Source organism: Castellaniella defragrans (assembly GCF_014203015.1).
Taxonomy (GTDB): domain Bacteria; phylum Pseudomonadota; class Gammaproteobacteria; order Burkholderiales; family Burkholderiaceae_B; genus Castellaniella; species Castellaniella defragrans.
The window spans coordinates 18,701-29,659 of sequence record NZ_JACHIB010000026.1 but is presented as its reverse complement, the minus strand read 5'-3'; the positions used below and the strand labels follow the sequence as shown (position 1 = coordinate 29,659).

At 65.9% G+C, this 10,959-nt stretch carries 10 protein-coding genes; 5 read left to right on the top strand and 5 right to left on the bottom strand.

Annotation, left to right across the window (positions count from 1 at the left end; all coding sequences use genetic code 11):
* Positions 1-444: 444 nt before the first annotated feature.
* A complete protein-coding gene (locus HNR28_RS17430) occupies positions 445-831 on the top strand; it encodes a GNAT family N-acetyltransferase (protein ID WP_282958995.1) in 387 nt (128 codons plus the stop codon).
* 156 nt (positions 832-987) lie between these two features.
* On the opposite strand, the gene HNR28_RS17425 is transcribed toward HNR28_RS17430, so the two are convergent.
* Positions 988-1,590 carry a recombinase family protein gene (locus tag HNR28_RS17425; protein ID WP_043681109.1) on the bottom strand — a complete coding sequence of 201 codons (603 nt, stop codon included), beginning with the start codon at positions 1,588-1,590 and terminating at the stop codon, positions 988-990.
* A 254-nt stretch (positions 1,591-1,844) separates the two neighbouring features.
* On the opposite strand from HNR28_RS17425, the gene HNR28_RS17420 reads away from it, so the two are divergent.
* Both HNR28_RS17420 and HNR28_RS17415 read left to right on the top strand, forming a co-directional pair.
* Positions 1,845-3,653 (top strand): methyl-accepting chemotaxis protein, encoded by a 1,809-nt coding sequence (locus HNR28_RS17420; protein WP_184143070.1) that lies wholly within the window; start codon positions 1,845-1,847, stop codon positions 3,651-3,653.
* Positions 3,654-3,665: 12 nt separating this feature from the next.
* Positions 3,666-5,045 carry a putative bifunctional diguanylate cyclase/phosphodiesterase gene (locus tag HNR28_RS17415; RefSeq protein ID WP_151024579.1) on the top strand — a complete coding sequence of 460 codons (1,380 nt, stop codon included), beginning with the start codon at positions 3,666-3,668 and terminating at the stop codon, positions 5,043-5,045.
* A gap of 311 nt (positions 5,046-5,356) precedes the next feature.
* Here HNR28_RS17415 and HNR28_RS17410 read toward each other — a convergent pair whose 3' ends face one another.
* Positions 5,357-5,653: a YciI family protein gene (locus tag HNR28_RS17410; protein ID WP_043681113.1), complete on the bottom strand. Its 297-nt coding sequence runs from the start codon at positions 5,651-5,653 to the stop codon at positions 5,357-5,359.
* Between the two features lie 379 nt (positions 5,654-6,032).
* On the opposite strand from HNR28_RS17410, the gene HNR28_RS17405 reads away from it, so the two are divergent.
* Positions 6,033-6,512, top strand: a complete 480-nt coding sequence (locus HNR28_RS17405) for a VOC family protein (RefSeq protein ID WP_151024578.1) — start codon at positions 6,033-6,035, stop codon at positions 6,510-6,512.
* A gap of 175 nt (positions 6,513-6,687) precedes the next feature.
* On the opposite strand, the gene HNR28_RS17400 is transcribed toward HNR28_RS17405, so the two are convergent.
* Positions 6,688-7,290 carry a hypothetical protein gene (locus HNR28_RS17400; protein ID WP_151024577.1) on the bottom strand — a complete coding sequence of 201 codons (603 nt, stop codon included), beginning with the start codon at positions 7,288-7,290 and terminating at the stop codon, positions 6,688-6,690.
* 660 nt (positions 7,291-7,950) lie between these two features.
* Between HNR28_RS17400 and HNR28_RS17395 the strand changes: the two genes are divergently transcribed.
* Positions 7,951-8,793 carry a PhzF family phenazine biosynthesis protein gene (locus tag HNR28_RS17395; RefSeq protein ID WP_151024576.1) on the top strand — a complete coding sequence of 281 codons (843 nt, stop codon included), beginning with the start codon at positions 7,951-7,953 and terminating at the stop codon, positions 8,791-8,793.
* Between the two features lie 21 nt (positions 8,794-8,814).
* On the opposite strand, the gene HNR28_RS17390 is transcribed toward HNR28_RS17395, so the two are convergent.
* Positions 8,815-9,645, bottom strand: coding sequence for a DUF364 domain-containing protein (locus HNR28_RS17390; protein WP_151024575.1), 831 nt, complete (start codon positions 9,643-9,645; stop codon positions 8,815-8,817).
* Positions 9,642-10,706, bottom strand: coding sequence for a ModD protein (gene modD / locus HNR28_RS17385; RefSeq protein ID WP_280528053.1), 1,065 nt, complete (start codon positions 10,704-10,706; stop codon positions 9,642-9,644). The genes HNR28_RS17390 and modD overlap by 4 nt, the downstream gene beginning before the upstream one ends.
* Positions 10,707-10,959 lie beyond the last annotated feature (253 nt).

Sequence of the window (10,959 nt, the reverse complement as noted above, 5' to 3'; positions counted from 1 at the left end):
TTGAGTTCCTGGCTATAGGTGGACATGAATTCATTCCGATCGCTCCCTCAACTTCTGTTTTCAGAGGACCGGACATCTATTGTGACCGAGGGGGGGGGAGGCATTCCCGTGTTCCTTTCATTTTTAGGTTCGCCTTCGCCTATAAGGCATGGTTTTCTTTTAAATCAATTGACTGTATACGGGTTCCGGTGCTGGCCATTCCACTCCGCGTCGACCGGATGTTTACAAATTGTATACTATATGCGTCGAAAAATCGGGTTTTGAAGTCTGCTTCGATTGACTGCAGCCCAGCTATTTCAAACCCGCCACCCGGCTTGACCGGATGGCGGGTTTTTTCATGTGCGGCCTTGGCGAGCTCGAGCATTCGTTCGGCCGCCATACGCGCGGCCGCCAAGGGGGCAGGGGATTGATTGTCAGGACGTCGTGCGGACAACTACAATATAGATACAGACATCCAAGACCAGTCCGGACTACGTCTGCTGCCAGGGTGACGGGGTGGTCGGCTTCTACAGCCTTGCCGTCGGCCGTGTCGATCCGGACGGCGCGCCATCAAGAGTGATGAAGGGACTGGCGCGGCACCCGGTACCGGTCATGATCCTGGCCCGGCTCGCGGTGGACAAGGAGCATCAAGGCAAAGGCCTGGGCCAGGCCTTGCTCAGGAATACGCTGCTGCGCACCGCACAGGCCGCCGACATCGCCGGCATTCCCTGCCTGTTGGTCCATGCCAAGGACGATGCGGCGCGCCAGTGGTACGAATCGTGGGAATTCGAGCCCAGCCCGACGGATCCGCACCATCTGTTCGTGATGCTCAAGGACTCATGGGCATGTTGAGCTGAAGGGGTGTCTCCCTCTCGGAGCTTGGTCCTCTCCCGGTGCTCATCCCACGGCGCCAGCGGATCGACCGCCGGATCGGACTTCAGTCCCGCCATCCGGTCAGGCCGGGTTTTTTCATGTGCGGCCGTTTAAAGCGCCGGAGAGTTCCAGGCATCACGCCGGCGACACCGCCGTCCGCGCGCGCTGCGCCACGTTGTAGATGGTCGTGCGGGACACCTGGTAGCGCGCGGCGATCTGGGCCACCGGCATGCTGCGCGCCTTGATCATGGCGACGATTTCTTCCGTCTGGCGGCGGCTCAGCTTGGGGCGCCTGCCGCCGTGCCGCCCCCGGGCGCGGGCGGCGACGAGGCCGGCTTGCGTGCGCTCCCGGATCAGGTTGCGCTCGAATTCGGCCAGGGCCGCGAAGACGTGGAAGATCAGCCGGCCGGATGCGCTGCCGGTTTCGATCCGTTCGGTCAGGCTTTCAAAACAGACGCCCTTCGTCTCCAGGTCGCTCACGATGCGCACCAGGTCCGGCAGGCTGCGGCCCAGCCGGTCCAACCGCCAGACCACCAGCGTGTCTCCCTGGCGCAGCGCCTGGAAGCAGGCGTCGAGCTGCGCGCGCTCCGCGTTCTTGCCGCTTGCCACGTCGGTGTAGATGTCGCTTTTCCGCACTTCTGTGCGGAGGAGCGCGTCGAGTTGCAGATCCAGGTGCTGTTCGTCCGTCGAGACCCGGGCGTATCCGAGACGCCGTCCAGTGGCTGCTTCTGTTTTCATCGTGGGGCGAAATGTACAACAAACGGTGGTTTTCCATACACCAGCCGAGGTCCCAGAAATCTAACATGGTGAATCAGTTGTTGCATAGGAAAACAATCCAATTCACATGGGCTGTGCGCTGCCGAAACAGCCCCTCGGGACGAATGCAGCAAACCACCGTTTCCTGTACTGCGGCCGGGTTTCGCTGGAACGTTGAACCGAGCCGCTCGTATTGCCCGGAGAGGGTGGGAGGCGGGCTCGCCTAGGAGAAGCAGATGCGCAACATCAAGATAAGCACCCGGCTGGCGCTGGGTTTTGGCCTGTTCACCCTGTTGCTGCTGCTGATAGCCGGCTATGGCGCCTGGGGGCTGCATGCGAGCCAGGAACGGTCGGCCGAGATGGAAACGCGCAGCAAGGTGGGGTTTCTGGTCGAGCAGTGGGCGAAGGCGGAGGTCGAGTCCGCCGGGATGCTGCGCGTCGTGGCGGCGCATGTCCGGTCCGGCGATGCCGCGGCGGTTGCCGCCGGCCGGCGGGCTTTCGATGAGGCGTCCCGGCGTACGGCGGAGATCCGGCAGCGGGTGGAGGCCGCCATCCGCAGGCCGGAGGTGCTCGCCCTGTACCGCCAGGCGCTCGCCGCGCAGAGCGGCTACGCCCAGGGGTGGAGCCAGGCCTTCAAGGACCTGGACGCGGGGAATCCGGCCCGGGCCCAGGCGTATTTCGAGCAGGAATTTCCCGCCGCCGTGGCCCGGTATCACCAGGCCGTCGAGCAGGTTTCCCGATTCCAGCAGGACCACATCGACGAGTTGAACGCGGAGAACCAGCAGGCCTCCCGCGAGAGTTTTTTCCTGCTGGCCGCCGGCGCGATCCTGGCCCTGATCCTCGGTCCCCTGTTCGCCTGGCGGGTGGCCCTGTCCATCACCCGTCCGCTGCGTGCGGCGGTCGAGCTCGGGGCGAGCGTCGCGCGGCGCGACCTGACGCGGGATATCAAGCCGCAGGGCAAGGACGAGGTCGCGCGCCTGGAGCAGGCCCTGCGCGAGATGGTCGAAGGGCTGCGGCATACGGTCGGGGAGGTCCGGACCGGGGCGGACACCATCGCCTCGGCGGCGGGACAGATCGCCGCGGGCAACGTGGATCTTTCTTCGCGCACCGAAGAGCAGGCGAGCTCGCTCGCCGAGACCGCGGCGACCATGGAGGAGATCACCGCGGCGGTGCGCCAGAGCGCGGACAATGCCCAGCAGGCGGACACCCTGGCGAACAACGCCGCCCGGACCGCCACCGAAGGGGGCGCCATCGTCGGAGAACTCGTGGGCATCATGGGCGAAATCCACGACAAGTCCCGGCAGGTCGCCGAGATCATCGGCGTCATCGACTCGATCGCCTTCCAGACCAACATCCTGGCGCTCAACGCCGCCGTGGAAGCGGCGCGGGCGGGCGAGCAGGGCCGCGGCTTCGCCGTGGTGGCGAGCGAGGTGCGGGCGCTCGCGCAGCGCAGCGCCGCCTCGGCCAAGGAAATCAAGCTCCTCATCGACGGCTCCGCGCAGGCCACGGCCAAGGGCGACGAACAGGCGTCCCTCGCGGGCGCTTCCATGCGGAAGATCGTCGAGGCCATCGGCCACGTCACCGGGGTGATCAGCGAAATCAGCGCGGCCAGCCGCGAGCAGACCACCGGCATCGAGGAGATCAACACGGCCGTCACCCAGATGGACGACGTCACCCGCCAGAACGCCAGCCTGGTCGAGGAATCGGCCGCCGCGGCGGCCAGCCTGCGGGAGCAGGCCGACGCGCTGGCGCAACTGGTCTCCACCTTCCGGCTGGATGCTTTCCGGGGCGAGCCGGACGGAGGCGCCGCCTGGCGCCCGGACGGGCGGGGCACGGATGCCGCCGATGGCGCGGTCCGCCCCGCGCTGGCCGATGCGCGGCCGATCCGCTTACCCGCCATCGCCGGGCGCGGCGGGCAGCCGTCTCCGGTCCTGCGCCCGGAAGGCGGGCGTGCGCGAGGCGCGGTCCAGCCGGCCGCGGCGGCGCTGCCCGCGCCGCGGCCGGGACGGGCCGGCGCAGCGGCCGGCGAGTGGGCCGAGTTCTGAGGCGCCGCCATCATGCAGGAAGCGGCGTTCCTTCACCGGGCTCATTCCGCGGCGTTCTACGATTCCTTGACGGGTTTGCCGCAGCGCCAGATGCTCATCGGGCACATGGAGCGGGCCCTGGCGGATCTCGCCCGGAACCGGACCGGGCTGGGGGCCGTCCTGATGCTGGATATCGACGACTTCCGCAAGATCAACGAGACGTATGGCCTGGACGTGGGGGACCAAATCCTGCGCGAGATCGGGCAGCGCCTGAATGCGGTCCTGCGGCCGCACGACAAGGTGTCGCGCGCCAATGGCGACGAGTTCATGGTCCTGCTGACCCTGCTGGGCGCCGATCCGGCCGTCGCGGCGCGGAACGCCCTGGACATGGCCGAGAGCCTGCGCGCCGTCCTGATCGGCAAGCCGTTCCAGGCGGGCGACGCCTCGATCTCGATCCAGGTAAGCATCGGACTGACGATGCTCGACGGGCGCAACGCGAAAATCAGCCAGGTGCTGCAGGAGGCGGGCATGGCCCTGCACCGGGCGGAGGAAAAGGGAGGCGATTGCGTCGTCCTGTTCGATGCCTGCATCCGGGCGCGCTTCAAGGAACGGCGGTCCCTGGAGCGGGATCTGGCCGCCGCGCTGGACGCCTCGGAATTGCGCATGCACCTGCAGCCGCAATTCGACGGGGACGACCGGGTCGTGGGCGCGGAACTCCTGGCGCGCTGGACGCATCCGGCGCGCGGCGGCATTTCTCCCGCCCTGTTCATTCCCGTCGCCACGGAGGCGGGCCTGATGCCGCAGCTGCTGCGCTGGTCGCTCGAAGTCGCCTGCGACACCCTGGTGCTGCTGCAGGGGCACGGGCTGCACCACCCGGTCTCCGTCAACGTCAGCCCGCGCAGCCTGCTCAGGCCCGATTTCATCGCTGCGGTCAGGGAAGTCCTGGCGCGCAGCGGGGCCGCGGCCGACCGCCTGATATTCGAGATCACCGAGGAAGCCTGGCTGGGCGACCTGGAGATCGCGGCCCGGCGCATGAAGGAACTGAATGGGCTGGGGATCCGCTTTTCCATCGACGATTTCGGTTCCGGCTTCACCAACCTGACCTATCTCAGGCGGCTGCCCATCGACGAGCTGAAGATCGACAAGAGCCAGATCCAGGGCCTGCCCGAGGATGCCGACAGCCAGGCGATCATCCGGATGATCCTGGGCATGGCGCGGCAGCTCGGCCTGCGCGCCGTCGCCGAGGGCATCGAAAGGAAGGAGCAGGCCGATTTCCTGTTCGAGCATGGCTGCGACGCCGTGCAGGGCTTCTGGAAGGCCCGCCCCATGCCCATCGCGGCCTGGGTGGCGGCGCGGGGCGGCTTGCGCGGGCCTCGTTCGGACCTCGGGCGCGATGACGAAGCACCCAGGTAGGCCTTCGGAAATGTGTGGGCCATCGAAAATCCGCACGGGCCAGAAGATTCCCGTGCGGGCGGGCCGCTCCGCCCGATGGCACCCGCCGCCGCCCGGATGGCGCCCGTCTCCGCCGCCGTCGGGCTCGCCGATGGGCTAGCGGCCCGGCGAGCAGATTTCCACCAGATGCTTCTCCGAACCCTATATCCGCGGCCGTCGTGAACGTGTGAACGCGCGGCCATTGCGAACGCGCGGTCCCTGCGCGTATTGGAGAATCGCGGCGCGGATGCCCGCCCGGGCCGCGTGGTTTTGCCGCCGCGCGGCCCCGGCTTTCATTTTCCGGCGTCGAAGAACTTCCGTATGTCCGGACTCGATTTGGAAGGAATGAATTCCTCCACCTGGTAGGTGGCGAGCCCCTTCCGGGAGAACGGGTCTTCGGCCAGGAGGGCGGAGAGCGCCTCCCGGCTGGCCGCCGCGGCCAGGATGACGCCGCCCGTTCTGGGGACTTTTCTCCCCGAGGCGATGAAGACGCCGGCTGCGTAGTGGCGGTCCAGGAATGCGACGTGATCCGGCAAGGCGGCGTCGATTGCTTCCAGCGGGGCGGTGTAGGTGATCGAAACGATGAACATCGGGATGCTCGACGAGTGGGATGGTTGGAGGGGCGGCGGAGGGCTGGGTGAGCTGGGCGGGCCAGACGACTCAGGTAGACCAAACGATCCATGCGGACCAGACCTGGGTCGGAGAGGGGGCCGGCTTCGTTCCTCTGGGACCGGATTGTTCTCGCCCGCGACGCGCCGCAAATGTAGCAGGTTTGGCCGCTCCGACGCGAGGGTAGAAGAGCCTCAGCCTCTTCTCGCCGTGCTGGCCGGCCCCGCGCTTTCACTCGTCCCTGCCGCTGTCCTTGCCGCTCGGCCGTCTGGTCGAGTTACGGATTTTTCGTTTGCGGGATGGACCTGCGGCCCTGCGACATGTCACCGTGGCGTTTTCCATCCCGACAGGAGGAACGACATGATCAGCAAGAACACCATCTGTCTCTGGTATGACGGCGCCGCCCTGGAGGCGGCCCGGTTCTACGCCGACACCTTCCCTGACAGCGCCGTGGGCGACATCCTGCATGCCCCCGGCGATTATCCGTCCGGCAAGGAAGGCGACGTCCTGACCGTCGAATTCTCCGTCATGGGCATTCCCTGCCTGGGACTGAACGGCGGCCCCGAATTCCGCCCGAACGAGGCCTTTTCCTTCCAGGTCGCCACGGACAATCAAGCCGAAACCGACCGCCTGTGGAACGCCATCGTCGGCAACGGCGGCCAGGAAAGCGTGTGCGGCTGGTGCAAGGACAAGTGGGGCATATCATGGCAGATCACGCCCCGGATATTGACGACCGCTTTGAAAGATCCGGACCGCGCAGCGGCCAAGCGGGTGTTCGAGGCCATGATGAAAATGGGGAAGATCGACGTAGGGAAGGTGGAGAGGGCGTTGAGGGGGTAGGGGGGGTTATGGGGCAGCTATCGAGCGAGGTCGACATATGAGTATTTTGTCGATAGAGTGTATTGTTTTTTGATCGACACGGAGAGTTTATAGAGGTTGGTCTTCTTGGCCTGAACAGGGGGCAATATATGCGACAGCATAATGGCCAACCTCATTGATATGTTAGGTGTCCGAGTTACTGTTTTTCTGGTTCTCCCTTTTTGACCAGCAGTTGGAGTTGATCATTCATGGTGCGAAGCTCATTGCGAATGTCTTGTATGGTTGTATTATTTGGTCCTTTTAAGGCTTCAATAATCGCTTGATTGGCACTCGTGCGTGTGGGCATTCCCTTCAGGTGCTCAATGCCAAGCACAAACAATTCGCTATGTTGGCGTATAAAACCTATGGGATTCAGAAATTTATATGAAACCCTTACGGCCAGTCCGTTCTTGAGTTCGTTTTTTAAGCCCGCGTACTGGCCGCCATTGAATACGTAACGTTGCCCGGCGGACAACATGGGAAAACCTGACTTCGGAACGAATGAGCCTTCCCCTTGTGCTTGTTCGATGCCGAAGCAGTTAATAGGCAATGGTTCTGAGAATCTTACGTCAATTGCACTGCCTCCGCCTATGTTCTCGATGATCAGATCGATAATTGAGGGTACATCTGGATTTGGCTGATAGTGAACAAGTAAATGAGGTTGGGAACTCCTATAAAGAGATAAATAAGCTACCCATACTGCCAGTAGAGTGGCAAGTGGGCTGGCAATATATGCAATGATCTGTGTTAATAAAGACACAATGCGTCTCCCTGTTTATGGAACTTTTTGTGACTAGAAAAGGTTGGGCGGTGTTTTTATTTTTGATGATTAAAAATACACAATAATTTCGGCTCCTTTAAGTGGTGATATGACTCTACGACCGATGTGCCTGGCGCATTTGCTTTCGACGTGCAGTGTGCAGGACACCAAACTAACCACCCGGACCATCTGGCTACCGGAAAGATAAGGTTGACCGTCTACTACAGAGGTATCCGACCGTCCTGGCGGTGTGGCGCTTTATTGGTGAAGTGGCCTGCGATGACAGCCACCACGATGCCACCGCGCCAAGGCCTTCAGGGCGTAGCCCCCCATCGGGGGATCGATCGCCGTCGTTGATGCCGGCATCACGCATGGATTCACTTCTGGTGCGCATGCGGAAGGAGGCTTTGGGACGCGGGATCAGGACGGCGTTGAGATCGATTCTCGTCTGCGTGCGGTCCTTGATCAGGCTGAAGAAATGTCGGCGCACCGAAACTTCGATGTGTTGATGGGGGATGGACTGTGAGGAGAGTAGAGCAGGGGCGTCCATGGTGAGTATTATACTGTATAAATAAACAGTATAATACTCGCATCACCTGATGCAGGTTTGATGCGAGAATTGGAAACCTTTTCTCTCATCGCCCCATGGCGCCGCCCATCATGCCGATCTTCGATTTCAAGCAAGTGGATGTCTTTGCCAGCGAGCCCCTGAAGGGCAATCCCCTGGCGGTGGTGATCGGCGCCGACGGGCTGGACGAGGCCCGGATGGCGGCGTTCGCCCGCTGGACGAACCTGAGCGAGACGATCTTCCTGCTGCGGCCGGCGGCGCCGCAGGCGGACTACCGCGTGCGGATCTTCACGCCGGGCGGCGAGCTGCCGTTCGCCGGGCATCCCACGCTGGGCGCCTGCGCGGTGTGGCTGGCCGGCGGGGGCTGGCCGCGCGGCGACACGATCGTCCAGGAATGCCCGGTGGGCCTGATCACGCTGCGCCGCGATGGGTCGCGGGTGGCGTTCGCGGCGCCGCCGCTGGCGCGTTCCGGTCCGGTCGAGGCCGAGCTCTGGCCGCGCATCGCCGCGGGGCTGGGCCTGGCCATCGGCGAGATCCGCGCGGCGCAGTGGGTGGACAACGGCCCGGGCTGGCTGGCGGTGCTGCTGGACACGCGCCGGCGGGTGCTGGAGCTGCGCCCCGATGCGGCCATTCTGAGCGATCTCAAGGTGGGCGTGGTCGCGCCCTGGGATCCGGCCGTGGACGGTACGCAGGCGCAGTTCGAGGTGCGCGCGTTCGTGCCCGGGCTGGGGATTCCGGAAGACCCGGTCACGGGCAGCCTGAACGCCGGCGTGGCCCAGTGGCTGATGGGCTGCGGCCGCGCGCCGGAGTCCTACGTGGCGGCGCAGGGAACGGCGCTGGGCCGGGCGGGCCGCGTGCACGTCCGGAAAGCGGGGGAAGACATCTGGGTGGGGGGCGAGGTCGTCACCTGCATCGAGGGCCGGGTGACGCTGTAGGCCGTAGCGGCCCCGCCGTCCTCAGTCCAGGACCAGGTTGACCCGGTCCACCGATTTCTCGAACAGGTGGTAGCCCGACGCGCCTTCGGCCAGCAGGTCGAGCAGCGGTCCGGCCTGGCGCGCCCGCGTGCCGCCCACCACCTGGATTCCGCGCGCCCGGTAGGGGCCGGGCAGCAGCGGCGCGGTGGGGCCGACGATGGCGATGCGCGTGCCGGGGCTGGCATGGCTCAGCAGCGCGTCCAGGGAGTCGTTGGTCAGCGTGGTGGCGGTGCTGATGAGCACGTCCGCCCAGGGGATGATCTGCGGCGCGGCGGAAGCGGGGGCGTAATGCGGCAGTTCGTCGGCCCGCAGCGTGGCCGGGTCCATTTCCAGCACGCGGTAGTGGCGCCCTTCCTTGCGGAAGGCGCGCATGTAGGGGGCGAACGCACCCACCAGCACGACGCGTTCGCCGGGGCGGAGCGCCAGCGCCTGGGCGGCATCCCCGCCGGAGACCTGGGCATCCCGGGGCGCGCCGTCCCGCTGCCAGAGGGTCTCGATGAGCGCGTTCAGCGTGGCGATCGCCATGGCGCGCCGCATGGGGCCCGTCCCGGGAGCCAGGTCTTCCAGCACGTCGGCGGCGGGGCGCCCCCGCAGTTTGCCCGGGGAGGGCAGCGCGCCCAGCGAGCTGGAGCAGCACACGGCGGCGGGAATTTCCTTGATGGGCGTGGCGGCGAGCCCGCAGCAGCCGTTGCTCAGTTCGACCCCGGTGAAGAAGATGCCGGCGACGGCGCGCTCCAGCGTCAGCGCATCCAGGCCGGCGCCCAGCCGTTGACGGGTTTCCTGGAGGAGGTCTTCGAGCAGCGAGGTCGTCATGGCGATCGTCCTTCGGTGGTGGTTTTGCAGGGCGGGCCACGCTCGATCCGCACGCCGATGTCCGCCGGCGGACCGAAGTAGAGGCTGCTGGTGACCAGCGCATCCACCCCGGTGGCGGCGTAGGCGGCCGCGTTGTCGGCGCGGATGCCCCCGGCGGCGAGCAGGCCCAGGTGCGGCCATTCGGCACGCAGGCACGGACACCATTGTGCCAGCCGTTCGGGCTCGACCTTGTCGAACTGCACGACGTCGGCGCCGCAGCGGGCGGCTTCGCGGGCGTCTTCGTAGGAATTCGCCTCGATCACGATCTTCTTTTCGACCAGGTGCCTGCGGCGCCGGGCGAGGATCTGGCGCAGGTCCTTCCAGCCGCCCGGCAGCAGCGCGCGGTGCTGGGGGAAGACCAGCACGGTCTCGGACAGGCCCAGCCGGTGCGGGAACGCGCCCCCGGCCAGCGCCGCCTTCTGCGCCACGCGGCGCAGCCCGGGCGGGTGCTTGCGGGTGGTCAGGATGCATACGTCGGGGTTGACCCGGGCCGCGGCGTCCGCCATGGCGCGCGTGCGCGTCGCCACGCCGCAGGCGTATTCGAGCAGGTTCTGGCCGACCTTCCAGCAGTCCAGCAGGGCCTGGGCCGCGCCCTGCGCCGCCACGATTTCCGTGCCGGCTTCCACGCACCGGCCGCTGGGCAGGCAATCCGTCGCGCAGCCGCCCCGCAGGGCGACCATGCGCGCGACTTCCTCGGTACAGGCGAGGGTCATGGCCTGGCGCGCCACCCACGCGATCCGGGCCGGTTTCGTGCCGATCTCCAGCAGCGTGCTGGTCAGGTCGAAGAGGCCGATGTCTTCCGCCAGCCAGGCGTCCAGCATCGAGGTTTCAAAAAAGGGCCCCCACGCTGCGCAGCCTGCGGCCGCTTGCTGCCCCCCAAAGGGGGCCTTTTTGCCTTGGGACGGCCCGGCGGCAAAAAAGGGCCCCCACGCTGCGCAGCCTGCGGCCGCTTGCTGCCCCCCAAAGAGGGCCTTTTTGCCTTGGGACGGGCCGGCGGCAAAAAAGACGGGAGTCTCGTCCATGGTTTCGGTTCCGGTGGGTGGGCGATCGGGGCGCATCGCGGCGGCCGGGCATCCGTCTGGTGGCGTCCGACGGCGCTCGATGGCTATCGGAATATACATCACTTTATAACGGCATCGGCGGCTTCGCTTTCGACGAGCGGGAGGGGGCCGCGTCGGACGGAGGGCGGACGTGCGTGGAGAGGCATCGTTTCAGCCGCAGAGGGACGCCGCTTCAGCCGCGGAGAGGCATCGTTTCAGCCGTGGAGGGACGCCG

What these genes read in the sequence shown, in the direction of transcription:
- HNR28_RS17425 (WP_043681109.1), bottom strand. Translation starts at nt 1,590, where the DNA reads ATGAAAACAGAAGCAGCCACTGGACGGCGTCTCGGATACGCCCGGGTC.
- HNR28_RS17420 (WP_184143070.1), top strand. Translation starts at nt 1,845, where the DNA reads ATGCGCAACATCAAGATAAGCACCCGGCTGGCGCTGGGTTTTGGCCTG.
- HNR28_RS17415 (WP_151024579.1), top strand. Translation starts at nt 3,666, where the DNA reads ATGCAGGAAGCGGCGTTCCTTCACCGGGCTCATTCCGCGGCGTTCTAC.
- HNR28_RS17410 (WP_043681113.1), bottom strand. Translation starts at nt 5,653, where the DNA reads ATGTTCATCGTTTCGATCACCTACACCGCCCCGCTGGAAGCAATCGAC.
- HNR28_RS17405 (WP_151024578.1), top strand. Translation starts at nt 6,033, where the DNA reads ATGATCAGCAAGAACACCATCTGTCTCTGGTATGACGGCGCCGCCCTG.
- HNR28_RS17395 (WP_151024576.1), top strand. Translation starts at nt 7,951, where the DNA reads ATGCCGATCTTCGATTTCAAGCAAGTGGATGTCTTTGCCAGCGAGCCC.
- HNR28_RS17390 (WP_151024575.1), bottom strand. Translation starts at nt 9,645, where the DNA reads ATGACGACCTCGCTGCTCGAAGACCTCCTCCAGGAAACCCGTCAACGG.
- modD (WP_280528053.1), bottom strand. Translation starts at nt 10,706, where the DNA reads ATGGACGAGACTCCCGTCTTTTTTGCCGCCGGCCCGTCCCAAGGCAAA.